Consider the following 23792-nt stretch of genomic DNA (forward strand, 5'->3'; position numbering starts at 1 on the left):
CGTGAAGATCCACAAGGCCGGCCGCACCAAGCGCCTCGCCCTCGGCAGCACCGTCGCACTGACCGTGGCCGGGATGAACGCGCCGGCCGTCCTCGGCTTCGCCTCCGAGCAGTACCACCACTACGTGATCAACCACCCCGAGTACAAGGCGCAGTACGGCCACTGGCAGACCCTGTCGCTGCCCGCCGAGTTCCGGGTCAACGCCGTGCACGCGACCCTGCTGCGCACCGGCAAGGTCCTGATCGTGGCCGGCTCCGGCAACGACGAGAAGCAGTTCAACGCGGGCACCTTCAAGAGCCTGCTCTGGGACCCGGCCGAGAACACCTACAAGCTGGTCCCCACCCCGGCCGACATGTTCTGCGGCGGCCACACCTCGCTGCCGGACGGCCGCGTCCTGGTGGCCGGCGGCACCCAGCGCTACGAGAAGCTGGCCGGCGCCGTGAAGAAGGCGGCCGGCGTCATGCGGGTGCGCAACGAGAGCCCGGAGCACGACCGGACGTTCCCCAAGGGCACCGTCTTCGTCGCCCCGAACGGCCACGAGTACGCCAGCACCGCCGCGGTGACCGTCCCGGCCGCGACCAAGACCGGCTCCGGCAAGCAGACCGTGGTGACCGCCGGCGAGCAGCACGTGTACGTGGAGGCGGTCGGCCCGGGCCCGGACTACGCCTCCGACTCCCCCGCCCAGTACCGGATCAAGGGCCTGAGCGGCGCGGACGCCCACAACCTGTACGGGCAGAACGAGAAGCTGACCCTGGACAAGCAGGAGTACCAGGGCATCCGCTCCGCCTTCGAGTTCAACCCGGACACCGAACTGTACGAGCCGGTCACCGACATGGCCCACGCCCGCTGGTACCCGACGCTGACCGGGCTGGGCGACGGCCGAGTAGTCACCGTCTCCGGGCTGGACGACACCGGGGAGATCCTCAACGGCAACGACAACGAGATCTACGACCCGAAGGCCAAGTCCTGGTCCAAGGGCCCCGACCACTACTTCCCGACCTACCCGGCGATCTTCCTCACCGCCTCCGGCCGGCTCTTCTACTCCGGCTCCAACGGCGGCTACGGCCCCGGCGACAAGGGCCGCGAGCCCGGCCTGTGGGACCTCTCGAACGGGGCCTTCCAGCCCGTCCCCGGTCTGCGCGACCCCGGCCTGACCGAGACCTCCTCCTCGGTGCTGCTGCCGCCCGCGCAGGCGCAGCGGGTGATGGTGCTCGGCGGCGGTGGCGTCGGCGAGTCCCCGCTGTCCACGGCCCGCACCGACATCGCGGACCTCTCCTCCGCCAAACCGGTCTTCACCCCGGGTCCTGACCTGCCGGCCGGCGGCACCCGCTACCTCAACAGCGTGATCCTCCCGGACGACACCGTCTTCACCACCGGCGGATCCAGCGGCTACCGCGGCCGCGGCGACAGCGACCTGCTCAAGGCGCAGGTGTACCACCCGGATTCGAACAGTTTCAGTACCGCCGCCGAGCCGACCGTCGGCCGCAACTACCACTCCGAGGCGCTGCTGCTACCGGACGGCCGGGTCGCCGTGCTCGGCTCCAACCCGCTCTTCGCGGACAAGGCCGAGACGCAGCCGGGCGGCTTCGAGCAGCGCATCGAGATCTACACCCCGCCGTACCTGTACCACGGTGACCGCCCGCAGGTCGGTGCCGTTCCGCGGACGGCCAGGCTCGGCGGGTCCGTCACGGTCGGTACCGCTCGGCCGGAGGCGGTCGCCACCGCCAAGCTGATCCGGCCGAGTTCGGTGACCCACGTGACGGACGTCGAGCAGCGCTCGGTGGCCCTGGACGTCACCGGGCGGACGGCGGACGGCGTCTCGCTCGCCCTGCCCGGCAGCGCCGACCTGCTGCCGCCGGGCTGGTACATGCTGTTCCTGACGGACGCCGCCGGCACCCCGTCGGTCGCCCGCTGGATCCAGGTCACCGGCTGACGCCCGAGAAACGGCGCGGGCGGAGCAGACGGCGCGGGCGGAGCAGACGGGGCGGCCCCGGCGGAGCGAGCGCCCTCAGCGCGCCGCCCGCGCCAGCCCGAGCGCGTACGGCAGCCAGAACTCGCCCGCCCGGGGCTCGCCCCGGCCGCAGTCGCCGTCCGACTCCCCCGGGTTCTTGATCCACAGGTAGGCGTCCACCCCGGGCCGGCCGGTCCCGGTGGTCGGCCGCTCGCCGAGCGCGCGCCCGGGCGGGTTGCACCAGGAGGCGCCGCCCAGCGCCCCGTTGCCGCTGCGGCTGGTGTCGATGACGAAGTTCTTCCCGCCGAGGGCCGCGGAGAGACTGGCGCCGTACGCCGCGTTCCGGTCGGTGTCGTAGAAGTTGGCGACGTTCACGGCGAAGCCGTCCGCCGCCGCGATGCCCGACTTGCGCAGGGCGGTGGCCAGTTCCGCCGGGTCCTGCGCCCAGCCCGGGTTGCCGGCGTCCAGGTAGACCCGCGCGTTCGGGTTCTTCTTCAACTCCTGGACGGCGAAGGCCAGCAGGCCGTACCGCTCGGCGGCGAGGTCGCCCTTGATCCCGCAGTCGTCCAGGGTGTGCGCGACGGCGTCCGGCTCCAGCACCACCCAGGCCCTGCGGTCCCCGAGGGCCTGCGCGACGCCCGTGATCCAGGCCCGGTAGGCGGCCGCGTCGGGGGCGCCGCCGGCCGAGTACTGGCCGCAGTCGCGGTGCGGGATGTCGTACGCGACGAAGACCGCCGTCCGGCCCGCTTCGGTGGCCTGCCGGCTCACCTGCTCGGCGATCTCCCGGGCGCCTTGTTCGCCGAGCCACTGCGAGGACGGCTGGGCGGCGATCCGCTGCAGCTCGTCGGCCTCCGCCGTCCGGCCCTGGCCGCGCAGCGCGGTCACCTGGTGGGCGGCGTTGGTCCGGTCGGAGACGTAGAAGGCCTGCCCGGGGAGCTGGGCGAACCCCCCGCCCTGACCCGCGCCGACGCCCTCGCCTCCACCCCCGCCCGGCCCCGAACTCGCGACGGCGCCCGGCGTGCCGCCGTCCGACCCGCTGCAGCCGGAAACGACGGCCATCACCCCGGCCAGCAGCGCCCCCACGGCCCACCGCAACGTCCCCGTCCGCCCCAGCCCGTGCACGTGACGCCCCTCCCCGGACCGGTCCGGCGACCGGTCGGCACCAGCTAAGCACACCCGGTACCGGCCGACGGCCACCGTCGCTGAACGCCAAGTGGCCGTGGTCGAACGGGACATCGAACCCGTCCGGCCCACGGCCACCAGCACTCGAACCGAGGTGCTCGAACCAGGGTGCTCACACCGAGGTGCTCGAGCCGAGGCTCACGCCTCCTTCAGGTTCGGCACCTGCCAGTCGATCGCCTCGGCGCCGAAGGAGTCCAGCGCGGTGTCGATCTGGGAGAACGGGCGGCTGCCGAAGAACAGCTTGGCCGACAGCGGCGACGGGTGCGCCCCCTGCACCACCACGTGCTTGGCGGTGTCGATCAGCGGCAGCTTCTTCTTCGCGTAGTTGCCCCACAGCACGAAGACGACCGGCTCCTCGCGGTCGCTCACCGCCTTGATCACGGCGTCGGTGAACTTCTCCCAGCCCTTCGCCTTGTGCGAGTTGGCCTCGTGCGCGCGGACCGTGAGCACCGCGTTGAGCAGCAGCACGCCCTGCTCGGCCCAGTGCATCAGGTAGCCGTTGTCCGGGGCGGGGATGCCCAGGTCGGCGTCCAGCTCCTTGAAGATGTTGCGCAGCGACGGCGGCGTCTTGGTGCCCGGCAGCACCGAGAAGCTCATGCCGTGGGCCTGGCCGTTGTCGTGGTACGGGTCCTGGCCGAGCACGAGCACCCGGACCTTGTCGTACGGGGTGGCCTCCAGCGCGGCGAACTCCTGGCCGCTCGGCGGGAACACCTCGTGCTCCGCGCGCTGGGCCGCCACGAAGGCCGCCAGCTCGGCGAAGTACGGCTTCTCCGTCTCGGCGCCCAGCACCTCGCGCCAGGACTCGGGCAGCTCCAGCCCGCCGCCCGCGCCGGCCTCGACCACGCCCGCCTCGACCGTGTCCGTCACGACATCTACCTCCCACACCGCGGCTGCTGCGCCGCACGCCCTCTTTCACCCCGAACGCTACACAGCCCCACCGACAACTCACGTCCCCGGAGCCGGTCGCGGGCCCGCGGGGACGAAGCGGCCGCCCGCCCCTCCCCGCGGGTACGAAGCGGCCCCGCCCCGGCGACCGGCCGGAACGGGGCCCACGACAGAACCGCGGCGGCCAGAGGGCTGCCGGGGCGAGGACGCCCCTAGATCAGCTCGATCAGGTCGGCGATCGACTGGACCACACGGCCCGGCCGGTACGGGAAGCGCTCCACGTCGGAGGCGGAGGTCAGCCCGGTGAGCACCAGAATGGTCTCCATGCCGGCCTCCATGCCCGCGACGATGTCGGTGTCCATCCGGTCGCCGATCATCACGGCCGTCTCGGAGTGGGCCCCGGCGGTGTTCAGCGCCTCGCGCATCATCAGCGGGTTGGGCTTGCCGACGAAGTACGGCTCGACCCCGGTCGCCTTGGTGATCAGGGCCGCGACCGAGCCGGTGGCCGGCAGCACGCCCTCGGTGGAGGGGCCGGTCTCGTCCGGGTTGGTGCAGATGAACCGGGCGCCCTGGTTGATCAGGCGGATCGCCTTGGTGAGCGCCTCGAAGGAGTAGGTGCGGGTCTCGCCGAGCACCACGTAGTCGGGGTTGTTGTCGGTGAGCACGTAACCGGCCTGGTACAGCGCGGTGGTCAGCCCCGCCTCGCCGATCACGTACGCGGTCCCGTTCGGCCGCTGGCTCTTGAGGAACTTGGCGGTGGCCAGGGCGGAGGTCCAGATGCACTCCTCGGGCACCTCCAGCCCCATTCCCGCGAGCCGGGCGCTGAGGTCGCGCGGGGTGTAGATGGAGTTGTTGGTGAGGACCAGGAAGGGCTTGCCGGACTCCCGCAGCTTGCGCAGGAACTCCTCCGCCCCGGGGATCGGAGTGCCCTCGTGGATGAGGACCCCGTCCATGTCGGTCAGCCAGGACTCGATGGGCTTGCGGTCTGCCACGTGCGTGTCTCCCGAAGTGTTGCAACGTCGTGCGTAGTACGAGGGCCCTGACGCGGCACAGCCTAATCCGCCCGGGTGTCCGGGGACAGAACGTCCCGCCCACCGGAACGTCCCCGGCACTCCCCACCCGCGCTCCCCGGCCCCCGTGCACCAAACCGGGAGCAAGCGGGCGCCCCGTGATTGAGTAGGCGCATGACCCCGAAGACGAGCTCCGGTCCGTTCCGCGTCGGCCTGGTCGGCTACGGCCTGGCCGGCTCCGCGTTCCACGCGCCTCTGATCGCCACCACGCCGGGCCTGCGGCTGGACGCCGTGGTCACCGCCAATCCCGAGCGGCGTGCCCAGCTGGCGCGTGAGCACCCGGGCGCCCGTGCCGTGGACACGCCCGAGCAGCTGCTCGCCGACCCGGACGCGCTCGACCTGGTCGTCATCGCCTCGCCCAACCGCACCCACGCGCCGCTCGCCCGCGCCGCCCTGCGGGCCGGCCTGGCCACCGTGGTGGACAAGCCGCTGGCGGGCACCGCCGCCGAGGCGCTGGAGCTGTGCCGGCTCGCCGAGGAGCGGGGCGTCCTGCTCTCCGTCTTCCACAACCGGCGCTGGGACGGCGACTTCCTCACCGCGAGCCGCCTCGTGCTCGGCGGCGCGCTCGGCCGGGTGCACCGCTTCGAGTCCCGGTTCGAGCGCTTCCGCCCCAAGCCCAAGCCGGGCTGGCGGGAGCTGGCCGATCCGGCCGAGGTCGGCGGCACCCTGTACGACCTGGGCAGCCACCTGGTCGACCAGGCGCTCACCCTGTTCGGGCCGGTCGAGACGGTGTACGCGGAGATCGACGTGCGGCGCGACGGCGCGGTGGTGGACGACGACGCGTTCCTGGCCCTCACCCACGCCTCCGGCACCCGCTCCCACCTGTGGACCAGCGCCATCACCCCGCTGATCGGCCCGCGGCTGCGGGTGCTCGGCGACACCGCCGGCTACGTCAAGCCCGGCATGGACCCACAGGAGGCCGACCTGCGGGCGGGGCTGCGCCCGGACGGCACCCGCCCCTGGGGCGCCGACCAGCCCGCGTACTACGGCACCCTCGGCACCGACGAGTCCGCGATCTCGCTGCCGACCGACCCGGGCGACTACCCCGCCTTCTACCGGGGCGTCGCCGCCACCCTGGCCACCCCGGGCACCCCACCCCCGGTCGACCCGCGCGACGCGGTGGCCGCCCTGGCCGTCCTGGAGGCCGCCCGCGCCTCCGCCGCGACCGGGACGGCGGTCCGCCTGGGCTGACGGACGGCCGCTCCTCCGGCCCGCTCCACCCTCCCTTGAACCGAACTCCTACGATGATCGCCATGAGCACCCGGGGGGAGCGGCGGGCCGCACGCAAGGCCGCGGACGAGGAGCGGATCCGCCAGGACCAGGAGCGGGACCGGCAGTTCAGCGAGCGTGAGAGCGCCGGAGCGATGGCGCTGCAGCGGAAGGCCTGGGCCCGCGGGGACAAGACCGGCTTCGCCGGGTGCGTGAAGGTGGCCGGGCCGGACGGCCTGCCGGTCCTGATCGCGATCGAGCGGCCGTTCCGGTACCGGGAGCCCGCGAGGGGCGGCTCCGGCGAGAAGCTGCTGAACGTCCTCGCCGTCATCCCCTTCATGGAGATCGCCGTCACCGCGGTCGTCGTGCTGTTCCTGGCCTTCCGCTGGCTGTTCATCGAGCTGACCGGCCGCCCGCACTTCGAGGTCACCGCCCTCCCCGAGGGGGGCCGCGAGCAGGTGCTCGCCCGGACCCGGCGGCGCCCGGCCGCGATGAAGGCCGCGACGGCCCTGGCGGACGAGGTGGAGCGCAGCGGGACGGCCGCCCTCACACCCCGATGACCTCCACCGCCGAGCCCAGCCCCCGGAAGTCCGCCACGTTGCGGGTGTACAGCGGCAGTCCGTGGGCCGAGGCCACCGCGGCGATCATCAGGTCTATCCGGCGCGGGCGCGGCTGGCGCCCCGCGGCGATGGTGAGGGTGACCAGCGTCCCGTAGCGGGCGGCGGCGGCCGCGTCGAAGGGCAGCGGGTCGAAGTCCGCCATCGCCGCGCCCAGCACCTCCAGCCGGGCCGCCCGGCTGGCCGGGTCCCTGGCCATCGACACGCCCTGCTGCAACTCGGCGAAGGTGATCGCGGTCAGCTCCGGTACGGCCGGCAGGTCGGACGGGCTGAGCAGCGCCAGGTCGATGTACACGCAGGTGTCCAGCACCCCGGCCGGCCGTCGCCGGGGCGCCCTGCGGCGCTCAGCCACGCCGCCGCTCGAACGGGTCGTCGCCCTCGTCCCCCACCAGTTCCTCGGGCCCGAAGTACTCCTCGGCCTCCTTGCGCATCTGCTGGTAGTCCACCCGCGGCAGCTTCACGTGCCGCGCCACCAGTTCCTCCGCCGTGAGTCGCCGGCGCCCGGACACCGGCCGCAGCTCGGCGACCTCGACCCCGTTCCTGGTGATGTGGAAGGTCTCCCCCGCCTCCACCGCGTCCATCACCGCGGCGGAGTTGTTCCGGAACTCCCGCTGGGTAATCGTCTTCACCCTTCCAAGGTAGCCCCGTGTAGCCCCGCTGGCTACACCCTCTGCACGTCCCATCCCCGGGCCGGGAAGGGCACCTTCGATCACGAACGGAAACGGGGCGTCGCCGGGCGCGGGCGCGGGTGGGGATGCACCGCCGGGGAAATCCCCGACGGGCGGGAACCCTGCGGCTCGTAGGATCGTCGTGCTGGTACATCAGGGAGCCGAGGACACCGGGAGGGGGAGGGCGCCGTGGCCGTGGTCGCGATGCTGCTGGGCCTGCTCCGGGTGTTGACCGGGGAGTTGGTGGCCGACAGCGGGACGCTGGCGTCGGTTGCCGCCGTGGCGACCGTGGCGCTGGTGGCCGGGGCGGTCGCCGGGGCACTGGCCGGGGCGCGGCTGCTGGGGGCGCGGGCACCGGCGGCGGTGCGCAGCGGGGTGCTGCGGCGTCGGGCGTTCGGTACGGCGTTCCTTCCGCAGCGTGATCCGGACGCCCGGGGCAGGCGACGCCCCAGGGCGCCGGGAGCGGCCCCGGCGGCCGCGTAAACCCTCTTCCGCCGGTCTTCCGCGAGTCTTCCGCAGGACCGTAGGACCGTAAGACGTTCTTCGTGGCCGTCCTCCGCCGATCACTCATGTCCTGAGACCCCGGAGGGCTCGCTTCACCATGTCCGTACTCGCCGTTCTCGACCCGGCCGTCGCCGTGGCGCACGCCGTCGTCGCCGCCGTCGCCCACCTGGTGCCGACCGCACTGGCCATCGTCCTGTTCACCGTCGCCGTCCGGCTGGCGCTGCATCCGCTGGCGCGGGCGGCGGCGCGCGGGGAGAAGGCCAGGGCGCGGCTGGCGCCGAAGGTCACCGCGCTGCAGCACAAGCACCGGGACCGGCCGGAGAAGCTGCGGGAGGCGATGGCCGAGATGTACCGCAAGGAGCAGGTGTCGCCGTTCGCGGGGTGCCTGCCGGTGCTGGTGCAGATCCCGTTCTTCTCGGTGATGTACCGCCTGTTCACCACCCCGAACGACCTGCTGGACCACACCCTGTTCGGCGTGCCGCTGGGCCTGCACGTCACCGGCGCGCACGGCGCCGGGCAGTGGGCGGTGTTCGGGGTGCTGTTCGCCGGACTGGCGGCGGTCGGGGTCGTCAACTTCCGCCGGGCCCGGCGCGCGACGGCGGCGGCAGCGACAGCGACAGCGACAGCGACAACGGCGAAGGCTCCGGCGCAGCCGGGGGCGGGGCTGCTGCCGTACCTGTCGTTCGGGTCGGTGCTGTTCGCGGCGCTGGTGCCGGTGGCCGCCGTGCTCTACCTGCTGACGACCGGCGTCTGGTCGGCCGCCGAGCGGGCGTGGCTGCACCGGGACGGGACGCCCGTCCCGGCGGCCTCGATGATGGGCTGACGATCCGTCAGAAGTGGCGCAGCAGCTCGGGGAAGGCCCCGAGCTGCAGCGTCGCCTCGTCGGGGCCGAGTTCCGTGTGCTCCAGCACCCAGGTGTGCTCGTGCGGGATGAAGACGGTGCGCAGGCCGGCCCGGCGGGCGGGGGCGATGTCGGACTTGGGCGAGTTGCCGATCATCCAGGTCCGGCCCGGGTCGAGGCCGAGGTCGGTGGTGAGCTGCCGGTAGGTGTCGACCGACTTCTCGGCGACGATGTGGATGCCCAGGAAGTGGTGGTCGATGGTGGACTCGGTCACCTTGCGCTGCTGTTCGTCCTGGTCGCCCTTGGTGAGCAGGAGCAGGTGGTGGCGGTCGGCGAGGGCGGCCAGGGTGTCGGCGACGCCGGGGATCAGTTCGACGTCGCGGCTGGTCAGCGGGGTGAGCAGGTCGTCGATGCGGGCCTGCTCGTCGGCCGTGGGGGTGCGGCTGTTGAGCTGCTGCAGGCAGTCGGCGAGGCTCTGCCGGAAGACGGTGGCGCCGTAGCCGAGGGTGGCGGAGTTGGCGGCCTCGATCTCGTTCAGCAGGGCCCTGGTGCGCACGTGCTCGGCCGGGGCGGCGACCCAGTTCAGGAAGCCGTCGATGACCCGCTCGAAGAGGACGTTGTTCTCCCAGAGGGTGTCGTCGGCGTCGAAGATCAGGGTCTGGTCGGTGTGCATCCGGTGGTCTCCAGGGGACGTCGGTCGGGCGGCAGGGGGCGGTCAGGCGGGCAGCGGCGGAAGTCGGTCAGGCCGGAGCCGGTCAGGCCGGAGTCGGTCAGGCGGGAATCGGTCAGGCCGGAGCCGGTCAGGCCGGAGTCGGTCAGGCGGGAATCGGTCAGGCCGGAGTCGGCCAGGCGGGCGGCAGCAGGCGGGCAGCGCGGTCGAGGGTCTCACGGAGGTTCTCCTCGGTGGTCCGTCGCCCGGCCTCCTCGACAGTGAGCCACTCCAGCGGGGACGCCGGGTTCTCCGGCCGGGCCAGTTCCGGGGTACCGGTGGCCAGCAGGAAGCGCAGGTCTGCGTGCTGGTGCGCGGGTTCGGCGGGCGAGGCGGGGACGGGCACCACGGCGAGGTGGACGAGGGCCGGGCCGGGCCAGGGGGTGAGGTCGGTCAGGCCGGTCTCTTCCAGGCCCTCGCGCAGGGCGATGTCCAGCGGCCGGGTCTCCCCCGGGTCGCCGTGGCCGCCGACGTGCAGCCAGGCCTGCTGACGGACGTGCCAGCGCAGCAGGACGCGGCGGGTGGGCGGGTGGACGATCAGCGCGGAGGCGGTGAAGTGGAGCGGGAAGGTGCCCCTGTTCCAGGCGTCGGCGACGTCGAGGAGCCGGCGGGCCCGCTCGTGGTCGGCGGTCTCCACCGGCCCGTGCGGGCGGTGGTCCGCCAGCAGTCGGGCCAGGTCGGGGCTCTGGGACGGGCCGCCCGTGGTCACCATGGATCTGCGCTCCTCGTTCTGCTCCGGGACCGCGCGGACCGCGTCGACCGGCGCGCGGGCGTGCGGGCGCGGGCGGTCGGGGGCGAGCGGTCGGCCCCGGGGCTTCGGGTTCCGGCGAACCCGCGCAGCCTAGCCCGGCCCGCTCGGGCGGCCCACCGGTTTTCACCGCTTCACACGCCGCCGTACACGCCGCCGTTCAGACCGCCGCCCGCACCGCCCCGCACACCGCCCCGCACCCCTCCGGAAGCCGTCCGCGACAGACGTTCCACCGGTGGACACCTGCCGTACCACCACCGGCGCCCCACCCGGTCGGGGCGTTCCCCCGGAGGCCGTAGCCTGTGGTGATCGTTTCAGGACAGGTGGAGGGAAGTCGTCATGGTGGCTGCTCCGGCGCTCGCCGAGCTGCGCGAGGTGTGCCAGCCGCAGGCCAAGCTTCAGAGCCGCAACGGCGAGCACTGGGCGGGCCGGATGTACATGCGGGCGATCTCGCTGCGGACGACCCGGCAGCTGGTGCGCACCTCGGTGTCGCCGAACACCCTCACCTGGGTGATGGTGGTGTGCGGGGTCGGCGGCGGTGCGGCCCTGCTGATCCCGGGCCTGACCGGCGCGGTGCTGGCCGCCGTGCTGTTCCAGCTGTTCCTGCTGTTCGACTGCGTGGACGGCGAAGTGGCGCGCTGGAAGCGCCAGTTCAGCATGGCCGGGGTGTACGTGGACCGGCTCGGCGCCTACCTGGCGGACGCCGCGCTGATGATCGGCGCGGGCGTACGGGCGGCGCGCGGCGGGTCGGAGCTGTGGGTGTCGGCGGGGCTGGCGGCCGCGCTGGGCGTGGTGCTGCTCAAGGCCTCGACCGACCTGGTGGACGTGGCCCGGGCCCGCAGCGGGCAGCTCCCGGCGACCGAGGAGTCGACGCAGCCGCGTTCCCAGGGCATCGCGACGGCCCGCAGGCTCGCCTCGGTGTTCAAGATCCACCGGGTGACGAACGGCATCGAGGCCTCGCTGGTGCTGCTCGCGGCGGCCGCGGTGGACACGGGGCTCGGCAACCTGGACGCGACGCGCTGGACGCTCGCGGGCATCACGGTGATCACCTGGGGCATGGTGGTCGCGCACTTGGCGTCGATCCTGTCCTCCTCGCGACTGCGCTGAGCGCGCGGACGGCCGGACGGACGGACAAACGGACGAACAAACCGCCGGACCGCCGAACCGCCGGAATCGGCAACGCGCCCTGCACGGGAAGTCGACTCTGCCGACTTCCCGTGCAGGGCGCGCCACTTCGCCGGGAGGCTCAGCGGCCGGAGCGGCTCGCGGACGCGGCGGACCCGGCGGCGGACCCGGCGGCGGACGCAGCGGACGAGGCAGTCGAGCCGGCCCGGCCGGTGGCGGTGGTGGCGGTACGGACGGAACGCTTCAGGGCCATGTGCATGACAGGCTCCCTTTCCGGGAGGAGGGTCGAGGAGACGGAAGTCGCGCCGCGGCCGGTCAGCTCAGCGGCTTGCCGGGGCACCAGGCGTCGCCCCAGGCCGTCGTCGCGACGCAGCTGTGGCCGCCCTGCCCGTAGCTCGCACCCGCGCCCGAGCCCGTCGGCGTCGCATCGTCGAACACGGAGGCACCGGCCGGGGACACCCCGCCCAACCAGGCGGCGGCGCCCAGCGCGACCGCGGCCAGGGTCCGCGTCACGATTCCTCGCATGCCGACAACTCCCATCACTTCGGGGGACAGTTCCACACGTTCCGGACCTCTCCGCGGTTCCCGCCGCAGCGCCCGGCCCGTGCTCGCCACCCTGCCAGGCGGCGGATGGCCACGGCATCCCCCGCAAGGGATCATGAGCCTGCCTGGCAGCTTTAGGAGGCATGCGATGGACCCCGAGACCGGCCCCGATCCGACCGTCGACGTACCCGCACTCGACAGCAGCGCCGTCACCCTCTACCGCTGGACGGTGGTGAACGAGCAGCTCACCCCGGCGACCCTGGCGCGGGCGGCGTCGGAGACCGACCTGAGCCTGGCGGAGTGCGAGGCGGCCGTCCGGCAGCTCACCGGGGCCTGCCTCTTCCAGGAGCTGCGCTCACCCGACGGCCCCGCGGGCGAGACCCCCGCGGGCGAGGCCCCCACCTGCGGCGGCCCGATCGCCTGGCGGCCCGTCAGCCCCCAGGCCGCGACCGCGCAGCTGCTCTCCGCCCGTGACACCGCCCTGCGCGCCCGGGAGGAGGCCCTGCGCGAGCAGCGGCGGCTCGTCCAGCAGCAGCGCGACGGCCTCGCGGCGCTGGTGCCCGTCTACCTCCAGGCCCGCCAACACGCCTTCCCGCAGGGCACCATCGACCGCCTGCCGGACAAGTTCGCGGTGCGCTCGATGCTCGCCGACGTGATCGACTCCTGCCGCAGCGAGGTGCTGGTCTCCAAGCACGGCGGAGCGTTCTCCCCCGCCGCCCTGCGTGAGGCGCTGCCGCGCGACCTGGAGCTGCTCGACCGGGGCGTCCGGATGCGGAGCCTCTACCAGCACGCGACCCGCTTCGACCAGCCCACCCGGGTGCACGCGGAGCAGCTCATCGAGGCCGGCGCGGAGATCCGGACGCTGCCGGAGGTGCTGCCGCAGCTGATCATCGTCGACGGCACGCTGGCCCTGCTGCCCGCCAGCTCCGGCGGCGCGCTGATCATCCGGGAGCCCGACCTGATCAGCTACCTGCTGACGGTCTTCGAACGGGACTGGGAGAACGCGACCCCGTTCGCCAGCGGCCCGCAGGCCGCGCACGACGTCACCAAGACGATGAAGCAGAGCATCCTGGTGCTGCTCGCGAAGGGCCTCAAGGACGAGTCCATCGCCCGCCGCCTCGGCATCTCCCTGCGCACCTGCCGCCGGCACGTCTCGGACCTGCTGGACAGCCTCGGCGCCCACAGCCGCTTCGAGGCCGGCGTGGTCGCGGAGCGACTGGGCCTGACCTCGCACCCGGCACCCGCCACCCCCACCGCCGGAACCGACGAACCCGCGCCGGAGACGCCCGCACCGGGGACCCCCGCACCGACCGAGCCCGCACCGACCGAGCCCGCACCGACGGCGGCCTGCCCCGCCTGTGACGGACCACTACCGGCACCCGCCCCCTCCCCCGACGGCCGGCGCCCGGGCGGCCGACCGCCCCGCTACTGCTCGCCCCGCTGCCGCTCCCGCGCCTACCGGACCCGCCGACGGGAACAGACGGACGGCGTCACCTGAGCGGCGAGCCGCCGGCGTCACGTAACCCGGCGACGGCGTGACGTAACCCGGGCGTGGGCCGCGGGATCGCGGGCGTCCACGGCGAGTCGGCGCAAGCGCGGGCTCACCGGCGCGGGTGGCTCCGACTCGTGGCGCCGGCCGGGCGGCCCTGAGCCACGGGGGACGCGCAGGGCCTCACCGCGGCGCAGGCCCGGAGGACGTTCGGAACCGAGCGGGTGACCGGCACCGTGCGGGAGGTGCTCGGGCGCCCGCCGCGCGACGTCCGCAGCCGGGTGCGGGATCGCGCGGCGGACGACGGACGGGCCGCGTCAGTAGCGGACGGCCTTGACCACCACCGGGATCAGGGTCTTGTCGGCCGGCTGCCGGCTGAAGGCGACGGGCTGGGCCTTGCCGTTCGCCGGGACGTTCTCGGCTCCGACGATGGCGCTGTCCACGGTCCTGCCGCCAGTGTCGGTGAAGTCGACCTGGACCGCGTAGGAGGCCGCGTTGGGCCCCGGGTTCTGGATCGTGACGACCACGGCGTGCAGGCCCCCGGTGTTCTGCCGCGGGACTCCGGTGATGGTGATGTCGCCCTGCGCGTTGCCGCCGTCCGTCACCCCGCTGAGCACCGAGGCGGCCTTCTCCTGGGTCGCGGACTGCTGGGCCGACACGGACGCCCCGAAGGCGGACGCCCTCGCGGAGAGCGAGGCGGCGGCCTCGGAGGCGGCCGCCGAGGCCGAGGCGGCCGCGGCCGACGCCGAGGCCAGCAGCGACTCCGCGGCGGAGGCGACGGCGGAGGGCGGCTGGCCGGAGAACGCGCTCGTGTTGGGCGGGGTGGCCGTCGGCGAACCGGCCGCCGTGCCCGACGGGCTGCTGCCGCAGGCCGCGAGCACGACGGCGCCGGACGCCGCCACGATCAGCGCGACCGTGCGCTGCGGTGTCCAGCTCCGGCCCGCTCGCCCGTCACCGCCCGCGCGACGGCCGGGCAGCGGACGGTGGCCGGTTCGGCCGTGGCTGGGGGGACTGTGGAGTTCACGCACCGAGGATCCCTCTCCTGGTCGGTGTTCGGCGGCCGAGGGGCCCGTACGTCCCCATGCTTGGCAACATCCCGCTCCACAGCGACAGCTCCTGACCCGTCCGAGTGGGCCGCCCCGCGCGGAGGCGGCCCGACCGGAGCCGGACGGGACCCGCCCGGGCCCGGACGGGGCCCCGGGCGCGGGGCTCAGGCGGTGGCCGGCTTCCCCACGTCGGCGCCCCCCGCGTCGGCGCCCGCCGTCTCCTGGGCGGGGACGGCGCGCAGCTGCGGCCCCGGCGGCGCGGGGATGACGGCGGCGACGGCGGCCGCGATCAGCGCGACGACGCAGCCGATCACCAGGCCGACCCGGAAGCCGCCCTCCGAGGGCAGGGTGTGCCTGCCGAGGGTGACGGTCAGCTGCGACAGCACCACGCCCATCACGGCGGCGGACACCGAGGTGCCCAGCGAGCGCATCAGGGTGTTGAAGCTGTTCGCCGAGGCCGTCGCGGTCAGCGGCACCGCGCTCATGATCAGCGCGGGCATCGCGCCGTAGGCGAGGCCCACACCGCTGTTGCAGACGATCGTGACGACCAGCACGCCCCAGGTGGAGCCCATCAGCGGCAGCGCCAGCCCGTACCCGACGGCGATCGTCAGCGCCCCGGCGACCAGGGTGAACTTGGGCCCGCGGGCGGCCGACAGCTTGCCGCCGAGCGGGGAGACGACCATCATCATCAGCCCGCCGGGCGCCATCCACAGGCCCATCGCCAGCATCGACTGCCCCAGCCCGTAGCCGGTGGCCTCCGGCAGCTGGAGCAGCTGCGGGATGATCAGCGCCTGGGCGTACATGCCGAAGCCGACCAGCACGGAGGCGGCGTTGGTCAGCAGCACCCGCGGGCGCGCGGTGACCCGCAGGTCGACCAGCGGCTCGGTCACGCGCAGCTCCCAGCGGGCCCAGAGCATCAGGATCGCGGCGGAGGCGGTGAACAGGCCGAGGGTGCGGGTGCTGCCCCAGCCCCAGTCGCCGCCCTTGGAGACGGGCAGCAGCAGGCAGACCAGACCGATGCTCAGGCCGATCGCGCCGACGAAGTCGAACCGGCGGCCGGCGGAGCGGCCACCGGCGGTGGGCGAGGCCGCGGTGGGCGAGGCCGTCGAGGCCGGGATGACGGTCCAGAGCATGCCGATGATGACGACGGTCAGCACGGCGGTGCCCCAGAACAGCACGCGCCAGCTGGCGTAGTCGGCGACGCCGGCCGCGATCGGCAGGCCGAGGCCGCCGCCGATCCCCATGGAGGCGCTGACCAGCGCGATCGCCGAGCCGAGCCGCTCGGGCGGCAGGACGTCGCGCAGCAGGCTGATGCCGATCGGCACCAGGCCCATGCCCATGCCCTGCAGCGCCCGGCCGGTGATCATCGGCAGCACGGAGTCGGCCACCGCGCACAACACCGAGCCGAGCAGCAGCGGGACGCAGGAGGCGATGAGCATCGTCCGCTTGCCCAGCAGGTCGCCGAGACGGCCGCTGATCGGGACGAAGACGGCGGCGGAGAGCAGGGTCGCGGTGATGACCCAGGAGGCGTTGGACGCGGTGGTGTGCAGGAGTTGCGGGAGTTCGCTGATCAGCGGGGTGACCAGGGTCTGCATGATCGCGGCGACGGTGCCGGTGAAGGCGAGCGTCGCCACGATCGGACCGGTACGGGCGGTGGGGGCGGGGCCGTTGATGACGGGCCTCCTCGGGCATTCGGGGGACGCAGGCGTGTGCAGTTCGCACACCATGTGCGGATAGCACACTCTGCTCAGGCTACACACGATGTGCGCCATGCACATCGTGTGGGATGCACACATCTCTGGCATACTGGACGTGATCGACGAAGAACCCGCAGGTCAACGCGGTGATGAAGGGACTTCGACATGGCCGGCCCCACGCACGAGGTAGCCCTCGAGTTCCTGGTGTTCGCCCGGCACCGCGACCTCAACCAGGTCGACGACCGCCGCCCCGAGGGCAGCCAGCTCGAACGCAGCGCCTACATCCTGCTCAGCCGCGTCGCGACCCAGGGGCCCATGTCGATCGGGCAGCTCAGCGACGCCTTCGGGCTGGACGTCTCCACGCTCAACCGCCAGACCGCGGCGCTCACCACCGCCGGGCTCCTCGACCGCATCCCGGATCCGGACGGCGGCATCGCCCGCAAGTTCCGCCTGACCGAGGAGGGCCGGCGCCGGCTGGACGACGAGCGCGAGGCGCACGTCCGGGCGCTCGACCTGGTGATGGCGGACTGGCCGGAGGAGGACATAGCCACCTTCGCGGCGTACCTGCGCCGCTTCAACACCGGCATCGAACGGATCGACGGCCGCCCCTGGCCCCGGGGTTGAGGGTGCCGGGAGCGGCCAGGGGCGGCCAAGGCGGTCAGGAGCGGTCAGGAGCGCTTGAAGACCTCGGCCGCGTCGTCGACGACCTCGACCACGATCGAGTGCAGGCTCTCGATGCGGGAGACGATCGCCTCCCGCGGGCCCTGCCGCCAGACCTCGCTGCCGTAGAAGGCGTCCTCCTGCGCGCGGTGCTGCTCGATCGAGTCGAACGCCCGGATCAGGTACGCCTCCTCGTGCCCGTCCTCGTCCACGAGCGACGCCCCGTGGTCGACAACCCGGATGCCCGCCGCCCGCAGCAGCGGGACGGCCTCCTCGCCCATCACCCGGACGAAGTCGGCGCGCGTGCCCGGCTTGAGGCGGTAGGTGCGCAGTTCCAGTATCACGGCGGCTCCTCGCGATGGTTGACGCCCGGTCAGACCGGAGGCCCGTCCCCCGGCCAGGGCGGGTGGAAGCCTAGACGGGAGCGCGAGGCCGCGCGTCAGGATTCGGCCCCAGCCGACTTCCCGCGCGGGGCGCCGACCCCGCGTGTCAGTGGCGAGCCGTAGCCTTCGACCTGGTCCGCACGGAAGGGGAGGGCGCGATGGCGACGCTCGACGAGCTCAGGGCACTGCTGGGAGAGCCGCGCTTCAACTGGTCCGATCCGGCGCCCTGGACGCGGCTGGAGCAGGACCTCGGGGTCTCCCTCCCCGCCGACTTCCGGGCCTTCACCGACGCCTACGGCCCGGTGGAGATCAACGAGCAGCTGTACCTGGAGCACCCCGGGCATCCGATCAGGAACCTGGGCGAGAAGATCCAGGAGTCGCTCGAACTCTGGCGCGACGAGGACGAGGCGGAGTTCCTTCCGGCCCCGGCGGGGTCGGGCCCCGGCGAACTGCTGCCGGTCGCCACGGCCACCACGCGCGAGTTCGTCTTCCTGCGGGTGCCCGAAGAGCCCTCGATGCCGTGGGGCGTGGGCGTGCTGGAGACGGACACGCTGGAGTTCGTGTCCTACGAGTTGACGTTCGGCGACTGGATGCTGGCGTACCTCAGGGGCGAGGACGTCACGGTGCACTCCCACAACCTCGCCCCGGACCGCCCGTTCTACCGGCCGTTGACCTGACGGGGTCACCTTCGACGTCCGACCGCCGGCCGGCCCCTCGCGGGGTGACCGGCGGCCGTCACGGTGGCCCGCGCGGCCGGGGCCGTCAGCCGGCCGGGGCGACTTCGGCGAGGAGGGCGGGGCCGGCCCAGCCGGGCGCCGCGCCGGGGGCGGCCGCCTCGGCCTCGCGGACGAGGGTGATCAGACGGGCGTTGGCCGGGGCGGTGAGGCCGTGGCGCTCGGCGAGGGCGACGATCTCGCCCTGGAGCGAGTCGATCTCGGTGGGGCGTCCGCGCTGGAGGTCCTCCCACATCGAGGAGCGGGCGGTGGCGTCGATCTGCAGGCTGGCCCCGGCCAGCTCGTGGAACTGCGCGTCCGACAGTTCGAGCACCTGCGGCATCACCTCCGGCGGCACCGGGCCGAGCTGGGCCGGCTCCACTCCGGCGGCCCGGAACACCGCCAGCGCCTCCAGCTGGCAGCGCGCCACGCACCGCCGGTACGCCAGCTGCCCGACCTGCTCGCGCAGCGGCAGCCCGGAGAGCGCGTTGACGGCGTTGTTCAGGTTCATCAGCAGCTTCGCCGCCTGGACGGCCGGCATGTCCGACCGCAGCTCCAGCAGCAGACCGCTCTCCCTGGCCGCGTCGGCGAGGGCGTCCGCGCCCTCCTCGCCCGCCAGCATCAACGACCCGCCGCTGCCCTGGTGGAAGGCGGCGGGGCCGGTCCGCACCACGTTGTACGGGACCATACCGGCCAGCACCCGGTGGGACGGCAGCGCGGCCGCGAGCACCTCGGTGTTGCGCAGCCCGTTCTGGAAGCTGACCACCACCGTGTCGGGGCCCAGGTGCGGCGCGAGTTCCCGGGCGGCGGCCTCGGTGTCGGCGGACTTCACCGTGACCAGGACGTAGTCGGCGCCGGCCACGGCCTCCGGGCCGGCGGCAGCGGTCAGCTCCCGCACCTCGCGGCGGGCCTCGCCCGGGCCGGTGAGGGTCAGCCCGCCCGCGTCGATCGCCGCCATCGCGGCGGGGCGGCCGACCAGGGTGACCTCGGCGGTCGAGGCGAGCATGCCGCCGAGGTGGCAGCCGATGGACCCGGCGCCGAACACGGCGATCCGGAGCCTGCGCTGGGCGGGGGTGGTGGGCACGGTGCGGCTCCAGGACGAAGGCGGGGACGAGGAGGAGGAACCGGGGGTGTGGGGCCAGCCGGTCAGTCGAAGAGGTCGGGGTCGGAGAGGGTGATCTGGTCCCACAGCGGGCGGGCCTGGAACCAGCCGGCCAGTGAACTCCCGAGCTGGTCGCGGGTCTTCAGCGCGGTCTCCCGGTCGATCAGCTTCGGCGTGCCGGCCGCCATCGCGAGCAGCTGCGCCTGGCAGGAGCGCTCCATGGTGATGAACCACCAGACCGCCTCGGCCACCGTCCCGCCGACCGTCAGCAGGCCGTGGTTCTGCAGGATCACGGCCTTGTGGTCGGCCAGCGCGGCGGCGACCCGCTTGCCCTCCTCGGTCTCGGTCACCACGCCCCGATAGTCGCTGTACAGCCCGTGGTCCTCGAAGAAGGCGCAGGCGTCCTGGGTGATCGGGTCGAGCGGGATGCCGAGGCTGGAGAAGGCCTTGCCGTACAGCGAGTGGGAGTGCGCGGCGGCGACGGCGTCCGGGCGGGCCGCGTGCACCTGGGAGTGGATCGCGAACGCGGCCCGGTTCACGGGCCGGGTGCCGTGCAGCAGGGCGCCGTCGTGGTCGACCAGGATCAGGTCGGAGGCCTTGATCTGGTTGAAGCTCATGCCGAACGGGTTCACCCAGAACCAGTTCGGGTTCTCCGGGTCGCGGACGGTGATGTGCCCGGCGACGCCCTCGGAGAAGCCGAACCGGCCGAACAGGCGGAAGCCTGCCGCCAGTTGCTCCTTCCGATACTGGCGCTCCTCCTCGACGGTGTCGAAGACCGGCGGCAGCGGCAGGGTCACCCCTTCCGGGGCCGGGCCCACGACGCCGGTCGCCGCGTACGGGTCGGCGGGCTGCTGCGGTGCGGACATGGCGACTCCCGGGGCTGCGACGGTGGGGCAGGGGGTGGATCAATCCAAAGGCATGTTCGAAAGATACATACCTTTGGCAATGATCTCGTGACTATGATCAATCTGATCATCGATCATGGAGAGGGGCAATGATGCGTAAGGCATTGGCAGCGCTGGCAGTTGGGATCGCCGCCGGTACGGCCCTGCTCGGCGGCACCTCGGTCACCACCGTCGCCGGCCAGTGGAACGAGCCCAACCAGTCGGTCGTGGTCCAGCTGAACGAACCGAACCAGTCGGTCGTCGTCCAGCGGAACGAGCCCAACCAGTCGGGCCAGTGACCAGCCCGCTGCTTCGCGACGCGTTATCCGCCCAGGCCCCCTTCCGGGCCCCGGAGAAGACGTTCGGGCAGTTCCTGGAAGAGAAGTGGACAGCCGTCTGCCGAGGCCTGGGGACAGGCGAGCTGGAGACGGCGCGCGTCCTGCGGGAGCTGCGGGACGTGCTCAGCCCGTGGGGCGGGCGCGCCATCGGGACCAGGTGCGATCCTCCGTCCTTCGTGTCGTCCGACGGCTTCCCCGCCGAGCTCTCCGTCAGCTGGAAGGCGGGGAAGCCGGAGATCCGCATCCTGTTCGAGTCGCTGAGCATCGATCGCACCCCACTCGGATACCAGGAAGCCGGACGGGAGTTGACGCTCCGGCTCGCCGAACGACCGGGGGTGAGCATCGGGCGGTACCTCGACGTCGAGGACCTGTTCGTCACGACCGCTCCCGATCACAACCGGCCCACCATCTGGCACTCCCTGGCCTGGCAGCCCGGCGAGCGGCCGCACTACAAGGTCTACCTCAACCCCCAGGCGCACGGCCTGGACCGGACCCACGAGGTCATGGCGGAGGCGATGCACCGGCTGGGGCTGGCGAAGGCCTGGGAGCCGGTGGGGCGGCGGTGCGAGGAACTCGCGCTGCGCGGGCACGAGGTGGAATTCTTCGCACTTGATCTGGACGGCGGAAGCGCCTCCCGGGTGAAGGTCTACTTCCGCCATCTCCCGATGACGATGGACGAGTTGGACACGGTGGCCGCACTGTCGCACCGCCACGACTCGGCGCGGGCGGCGCGGGCGCGTGCCGTGATCTACGGGCGAGACGGCGGCACGGTGGACAACGAGCCGATGACCTGCCTGGCGTTCCGCGAGGGTGCGACGGGGCCCGAGGAGGCCAACGTCTACCTGCGGCTGCCGGGGAACGCCCGGAACGATGCCGAGGCGGCCGCGCGGATCGCGGAGCTGATGCGGATCGAGGGGATCGACCCGCGCCCGCACGCCGAGGTGCTGAGACGGCTGACGGCCGGGGTCGAGGAGGGCGACACCGGCGTGCAGGAGCTGTGCAGCTACCGCACCATCGCGCCGGGGGTTCCGGCGCACATCGGGCTGTACCTGCGGTTCAACACCTATGCCGGGCCGGTGACCTGAGCGGGCCGCCCCTCGAACTTCCCCAGTGGGAACTTCGAGTCGCTCAAGGAGCGCGGAACCGTGGTCCCGATGAAGAGGATCTCGGACGTGCAGCCGGAACTCTTGGAGTACGTGGCCATGGGGACGACTCCCTTCGGTCGCGCCGGAGTCGTCGGGGTCCGGATCGCCCGAATTCCATGCAAGCACCCTTCCGGGACCGAGGCCATCCGGGCGAGCTAGGTCGGCTCCGGGCGGTGGTGGACGTCGCGGTTGCGCCTGAACTCGCGGATGAGCGCGAGGAGGTTGATCAGAGTGCTGGCCGGGACGTTGCCGATGTCGACCAGCGGACGGCCGTGGAGGTTGGTTCCGCCCGGGGCCGCCGAGGGCCAGAGGAGGCCGAATTCGCGACCCTCGGTGCGGAGTTCGACGATGAGCTCGGTGACCTGGCGCGAGGTGAGGTGGAGGAGCGCCGGGTCGGCGGGGTGGATCGGGTGGTGGGCGCTCACAGAGCACCGTCCTGGTGGAGCTCGAACCAGACCGTTTTGCCGAGGTGTTGGGGGTCGACGCCCCAGCGGTGAGTGAGGCCGGCGACGAGCTGGAGGCCCCGGCCGGTCTCGGAGAGGAGGGAGAGGGGGCCCTTCTCCGGGGGGAGCGGGCTGCGGTCGGAGACCGCGACGCGGAGGGTGTTGGCACGGTGGTGGATCAGGATGACCGGGGAGGTCGTCTCGCCGTGGCGCCAGGCGTTGACGATGAGTTCGACCATCGCGAGTTCGGCGTCCGCGATGAGGGAGGGCGGCCAGCCGGCGCTGGCCATCCCGTCACGGAGGGCGCCGCGGGAGAGGGTGAGAGAGGGGGAGTTCAGGTTGCGCACAGCGTCTCCCGGAGGGGGATGGGTGAGACCGGCGGATGCGTCGCCGTGAACGAACCCACTGGACATGGGTGTTCTGCGGTGCCCGAGCGGCGTTACTGACGATCCGTTCGGTGATCGGTGCATCACAGACTGTAGGGCATTGAGGCTCACATGTGCCACCAGATCTGGAAACATGGTCTACCGGTAGCCGCTGGACTGTTGATGAGACGACGTAGATGCTTGGGCCATGCCACCACGCACAACCCCATCGGCCAGGCAGGAACGGTTGGGCATCGAGCTGCGGAAGATGCGAGACAGCGTCGGCCAGACGACCGCCCAAGCCGCCGCCGTGTTCAACCTCGATCGAACGAAGATCACGCAGGTCGAGAAGGGGCACTATCCCATCACTGCCGAGCGCGTCCGAGTACTTGCGGAAGCCTTCGGCGAGGCGGACGCTGAGTACGTCGCGGCCCTCGCATCCATGGCCGGGGAGCGACACAAGGGCTGGTGGGACGAGTATCGCGGCTTTGTTCCGCAGGGATTTCTCGACATCTGCGAGCTCGAGTACTACTCGATGGGCATGCAGTCGTACCAGATCTGCCATCCGCCGGGGCCGATGCAGTCAGAGCGATACTGTCGCGCGATCTTTCAGCACGCGCAGTCGCCGCTGACTCCCCGTGTCATCGAGACGCGAGTCGAACAGCGCTTGCGCCGATCGCAGACGTTGATGACTGAAGGCGCCCATCCGTACACGGCGATCGTTTACGAGGCCGCTCTGCGAGCGCAGTTCGGCGGCCGTGACGTCACGCGGGAACAGCTGGACTGGATGCTGGAACTGTCTCTGCGTCCTCACGTGACGCTTCGGGTGGTCACGTTCGAGTCGGGTGGATTCATGGGGTCAGGCCAGGCCATCATCTACGCGAACGGCCCCGTTCCTCGCCTCGACACGGTCCAGTACGACTCGGTCGATGGGCCGATCTTCCTTCACACGACAGAGCATCTGAACACCTACCGCACCATCATCAAGCGGATGACTGATCGGTCTCTTTCGGTTGAAGGTTCTCGCGACCTGATCGCGAAAATCAAGAAGGAGATATAGATCGTGGAAGAGCTCACCTGGACACGCCCCACGTCGTGCGCCAACTCAAACAACTGCCCCGAAGTTGCCGTGGCTGATGACGCCGTCTACGTCCGCAGCAGCCTTCGGCCCGACGCCATCGCCCAGCTCGACGTCAGCGAGTGGCGCGACCTCGTGGCCGCCATCCGCGCCGGCGAGTTCGACGCCTGACTCCCCGATTCGGCACACGGGCTCTGACCTGCTAATGTTCCTGACGTCGCGAGAGAGATAATCTCTCGTCAGGCGTCAGCGGTGCTACCAGAGCACGTCCTACTTTCAGTAGGAAGAGTCCGTGCAACCCGGGCCTGGCGCTCCACAGTCGGAAGGGGGGCGGCCCCCACACAGGTGCCGGCGCCCCTGCGCCGTCCCCACCCCCAACCGCTCCCAACACAACACA

Annotated in this window: 29 protein-coding genes; 13 read left to right on the top strand and 16 right to left on the bottom strand. The window is 72.5% G+C overall.

Translation table 11 applies throughout. The features are described from left to right. The first annotated feature begins 1 nt into the window (after position 1). A complete protein-coding gene (locus ACGF0D_RS27305) occupies positions 2 to 1933 on the top strand; it encodes a galactose oxidase-like domain-containing protein (protein WP_392920601.1) in 1932 nt (643 codons plus the stop codon). Between the two features lie 75 nt (positions 1934 to 2008). Here ACGF0D_RS27305 and ACGF0D_RS27310 read toward each other — a convergent pair whose 3' ends face one another. The 3 genes from ACGF0D_RS27310 to ACGF0D_RS27320 form a co-directional block, all read right to left on the bottom strand. Further along, positions 2009 to 3046, bottom strand: a complete 1038-nt coding sequence (locus ACGF0D_RS27310) for a glycoside hydrolase family 6 protein (protein WP_392881173.1) — start codon at positions 3044 to 3046, stop codon at positions 2009 to 2011. 225 nt (positions 3047 to 3271) lie between these two features. Then, the gene (locus ACGF0D_RS27315) at positions 3272 to 4000 is read right to left on the bottom strand and encodes a uracil-DNA glycosylase (protein ID WP_392881170.1); all 729 of its coding nucleotides are present in this window, start codon (positions 3998 to 4000) and stop codon (positions 3272 to 3274) included. Between the two features lie 230 nt (positions 4001 to 4230). After that, the gene (locus ACGF0D_RS27320; RefSeq protein WP_392920604.1) at positions 4231 to 5010 is read right to left on the bottom strand and encodes an HAD-IIA family hydrolase; all 780 of its coding nucleotides are present in this window, start codon (positions 5008 to 5010) and stop codon (positions 4231 to 4233) included. 192 nt (positions 5011 to 5202) lie between these two features. Here ACGF0D_RS27320 and ACGF0D_RS27325 point away from each other — a divergent pair, with 192 nt between their 5' ends. Beyond that, positions 5203 to 6279, top strand: a complete 1077-nt coding sequence (locus ACGF0D_RS27325; protein ID WP_392920607.1) for a Gfo/Idh/MocA family oxidoreductase — start codon at positions 5203 to 5205, stop codon at positions 6277 to 6279. Positions 6280 to 6341: 62 nt separating this feature from the next. Continuing rightward, positions 6342 to 6857 (top strand): hypothetical protein, encoded by a 516-nt coding sequence (locus ACGF0D_RS27330; protein ID WP_392920610.1) that lies wholly within the window; start codon positions 6342 to 6344, stop codon positions 6855 to 6857. Here ACGF0D_RS27330 and ACGF0D_RS27335 read toward each other — a convergent pair. Both ACGF0D_RS27335 and ACGF0D_RS27340 read right to left on the bottom strand, forming a co-directional pair. Next, the gene (locus ACGF0D_RS27335; protein ID WP_049649700.1) at positions 6844 to 7266 is read right to left on the bottom strand and encodes a type II toxin-antitoxin system VapC family toxin; all 423 of its coding nucleotides are present in this window, start codon (positions 7264 to 7266) and stop codon (positions 6844 to 6846) included. The genes ACGF0D_RS27330 and ACGF0D_RS27335 overlap by 14 nt on opposite strands. Continuing rightward, positions 7259 to 7543, bottom strand: coding sequence for a type II toxin-antitoxin system Phd/YefM family antitoxin (locus ACGF0D_RS27340; protein WP_063349249.1), 285 nt, complete (start codon positions 7541 to 7543; stop codon positions 7259 to 7261). The genes ACGF0D_RS27335 and ACGF0D_RS27340 overlap by 8 nt, the downstream gene beginning before the upstream one ends. 228 nt (positions 7544 to 7771) lie before the next feature. Here ACGF0D_RS27340 and ACGF0D_RS27345 point away from each other — a divergent pair, with 228 nt between their 5' ends. Together ACGF0D_RS27345 and ACGF0D_RS27350 are read left to right on the top strand one after the other, a co-directional pair. Continuing rightward, positions 7772 to 8065: a DUF6412 domain-containing protein gene (locus ACGF0D_RS27345; protein WP_392881143.1), complete on the top strand. Its 294-nt coding sequence runs from the start codon at positions 7772 to 7774 to the stop codon at positions 8063 to 8065. A 118-nt stretch (positions 8066 to 8183) separates the two neighbouring features. Continuing rightward, positions 8184 to 8909: a YidC/Oxa1 family membrane protein insertase gene (locus ACGF0D_RS27350; RefSeq protein ID WP_392920613.1), complete on the top strand. Its 726-nt coding sequence runs from the start codon at positions 8184 to 8186 to the stop codon at positions 8907 to 8909. A 7-nt stretch (positions 8910 to 8916) separates the two neighbouring features. On the opposite strand, the gene ACGF0D_RS27355 is transcribed toward ACGF0D_RS27350, so the two are convergent. Together ACGF0D_RS27355 and ACGF0D_RS27360 are read right to left on the bottom strand one after the other, a co-directional pair. Then, positions 8917 to 9600: an HAD family hydrolase gene (locus ACGF0D_RS27355; protein WP_392920615.1), complete on the bottom strand. Its 684-nt coding sequence runs from the start codon at positions 9598 to 9600 to the stop codon at positions 8917 to 8919. A gap of 157 nt (positions 9601 to 9757) precedes the next feature. Beyond that, positions 9758 to 10348, bottom strand: coding sequence for an NUDIX hydrolase (locus ACGF0D_RS27360; RefSeq protein ID WP_392920618.1), 591 nt, complete (start codon positions 10346 to 10348; stop codon positions 9758 to 9760). Positions 10349 to 10723: 375 nt separating this feature from the next. On the opposite strand from ACGF0D_RS27360, the gene ACGF0D_RS27365 reads away from it, so the two are divergent. Then, positions 10724 to 11491, top strand: coding sequence for a CDP-alcohol phosphatidyltransferase family protein (locus tag ACGF0D_RS27365; RefSeq protein ID WP_392920621.1), 768 nt, complete (start codon positions 10724 to 10726; stop codon positions 11489 to 11491). A 139-nt stretch (positions 11492 to 11630) separates the two neighbouring features. On the opposite strand, the gene ACGF0D_RS27370 is transcribed toward ACGF0D_RS27365, so the two are convergent. Together ACGF0D_RS27370 and ACGF0D_RS27375 are read right to left on the bottom strand one after the other, a co-directional pair. Further along, positions 11631 to 11768, bottom strand: coding sequence for a hypothetical protein (locus tag ACGF0D_RS27370; protein ID WP_392920624.1), 138 nt, complete (start codon positions 11766 to 11768; stop codon positions 11631 to 11633). A 56-nt stretch (positions 11769 to 11824) separates the two neighbouring features. Then, positions 11825 to 12034 (bottom strand): hypothetical protein, encoded by a 210-nt coding sequence (locus tag ACGF0D_RS27375; RefSeq protein ID WP_392881130.1) that lies wholly within the window; start codon positions 12032 to 12034, stop codon positions 11825 to 11827. Positions 12035 to 12200: 166 nt separating this feature from the next. Here ACGF0D_RS27375 and ACGF0D_RS27380 point away from each other — a divergent pair, with 166 nt between their 5' ends. Continuing rightward, positions 12201 to 13550 carry a LuxR C-terminal-related transcriptional regulator gene (locus ACGF0D_RS27380; RefSeq protein WP_392920626.1) on the top strand — a complete coding sequence of 450 codons (1350 nt, stop codon included), beginning with the start codon at positions 12201 to 12203 and terminating at the stop codon, positions 13548 to 13550. Positions 13551 to 13858: 308 nt separating this feature from the next. On the opposite strand, the gene ACGF0D_RS27385 is transcribed toward ACGF0D_RS27380, so the two are convergent. Together ACGF0D_RS27385 and ACGF0D_RS27390 are read right to left on the bottom strand one after the other, a co-directional pair. Continuing rightward, entirely contained in the window at positions 13859 to 14569 is a 711-nt protein-coding gene (locus ACGF0D_RS27385) for a hypothetical protein (RefSeq protein ID WP_392920629.1), read from the bottom strand. 182 nt (positions 14570 to 14751) lie between these two features. Beyond that, positions 14752 to 16260 (bottom strand): MFS transporter, encoded by a 1509-nt coding sequence (locus tag ACGF0D_RS27390; protein WP_392920672.1) that lies wholly within the window; start codon positions 16258 to 16260, stop codon positions 14752 to 14754. 189 nt (positions 16261 to 16449) lie between these two features. On the opposite strand from ACGF0D_RS27390, the gene ACGF0D_RS27395 reads away from it, so the two are divergent. After that, on the top strand, positions 16450 to 16908 hold the full coding sequence (locus tag ACGF0D_RS27395; protein ID WP_392920632.1) for a MarR family winged helix-turn-helix transcriptional regulator: 459 nt from the start codon (positions 16450 to 16452) through the stop codon (positions 16906 to 16908). Positions 16909 to 16952: 44 nt separating this feature from the next. Here ACGF0D_RS27395 and ACGF0D_RS27400 read toward each other — a convergent pair whose 3' ends face one another. Beyond that, positions 16953 to 17288, bottom strand: a complete 336-nt coding sequence (locus tag ACGF0D_RS27400) for an NIPSNAP family protein (RefSeq protein WP_392920635.1) — start codon at positions 17286 to 17288, stop codon at positions 16953 to 16955. A gap of 197 nt (positions 17289 to 17485) precedes the next feature. Here ACGF0D_RS27400 and ACGF0D_RS27405 point away from each other — a divergent pair, with 197 nt between their 5' ends. Next, the gene (locus ACGF0D_RS27405) at positions 17486 to 18004 is read left to right on the top strand and encodes an SMI1/KNR4 family protein (protein WP_392920638.1); all 519 of its coding nucleotides are present in this window, start codon (positions 17486 to 17488) and stop codon (positions 18002 to 18004) included. A gap of 85 nt (positions 18005 to 18089) precedes the next feature. Here ACGF0D_RS27405 and ACGF0D_RS27410 read toward each other — a convergent pair whose 3' ends face one another. Together ACGF0D_RS27410 and ACGF0D_RS27415 are read right to left on the bottom strand one after the other, a co-directional pair. After that, complete coding sequence (locus tag ACGF0D_RS27410; RefSeq protein ID WP_392920641.1) at positions 18090 to 19124, bottom strand: 2-dehydropantoate 2-reductase; 1035 nt, start codon at positions 19122 to 19124, stop codon at positions 18090 to 18092. 62 nt (positions 19125 to 19186) lie between these two features. After that, positions 19187 to 20008 (bottom strand): class II aldolase/adducin family protein, encoded by an 822-nt coding sequence (locus ACGF0D_RS27415; RefSeq protein ID WP_392920644.1) that lies wholly within the window; start codon positions 20006 to 20008, stop codon positions 19187 to 19189. Between the two features lie 128 nt (positions 20009 to 20136). Between ACGF0D_RS27415 and ACGF0D_RS27420 the strand changes: the two genes are divergently transcribed. Together ACGF0D_RS27420 and ACGF0D_RS27425 are read left to right on the top strand one after the other, a co-directional pair. Beyond that, a complete protein-coding gene (locus tag ACGF0D_RS27420) occupies positions 20137 to 20325 on the top strand; it encodes a hypothetical protein (protein WP_392920647.1) in 189 nt (62 codons plus the stop codon). Further along, the gene (locus tag ACGF0D_RS27425) at positions 20322 to 21449 is read left to right on the top strand and encodes a tryptophan dimethylallyltransferase family protein (RefSeq protein WP_392920650.1); all 1128 of its coding nucleotides are present in this window, start codon (positions 20322 to 20324) and stop codon (positions 21447 to 21449) included. The genes ACGF0D_RS27420 and ACGF0D_RS27425 overlap by 4 nt, the downstream gene beginning before the upstream one ends. A 215-nt stretch (positions 21450 to 21664) precedes the next feature. On the opposite strand, the gene ACGF0D_RS27430 is transcribed toward ACGF0D_RS27425, so the two are convergent. Beyond that, on the bottom strand, positions 21665 to 21934 hold the full coding sequence (locus ACGF0D_RS27430; RefSeq protein ID WP_392920653.1) for a hypothetical protein: 270 nt from the start codon (positions 21932 to 21934) through the stop codon (positions 21665 to 21667). Next, complete coding sequence (locus ACGF0D_RS27435) at positions 21931 to 22299, bottom strand: ATP-binding protein (RefSeq protein WP_392920656.1); 369 nt, start codon at positions 22297 to 22299, stop codon at positions 21931 to 21933. Before ACGF0D_RS27435 ends, ACGF0D_RS27430 begins: the two co-directional genes overlap by 4 nt. A 265-nt stretch (positions 22300 to 22564) precedes the next feature. On the opposite strand from ACGF0D_RS27435, the gene ACGF0D_RS27440 reads away from it, so the two are divergent. After that, positions 22565 to 23377 carry a helix-turn-helix domain-containing protein gene (locus ACGF0D_RS27440; protein WP_392920658.1) on the top strand — a complete coding sequence of 271 codons (813 nt, stop codon included), beginning with the start codon at positions 22565 to 22567 and terminating at the stop codon, positions 23375 to 23377. A 3-nt stretch (positions 23378 to 23380) separates the two neighbouring features. Further along, complete coding sequence (locus ACGF0D_RS27445) at positions 23381 to 23566, top strand: DUF397 domain-containing protein (RefSeq protein ID WP_392920661.1); 186 nt, start codon at positions 23381 to 23383, stop codon at positions 23564 to 23566. Positions 23567 to 23792 lie beyond the last annotated feature (226 nt).

The organism is Kitasatospora sp. NPDC048298 (assembly GCF_043201465.1).
GTDB lineage: Bacteria > Actinomycetota > Actinomycetes > Streptomycetales > Streptomycetaceae > Kitasatospora.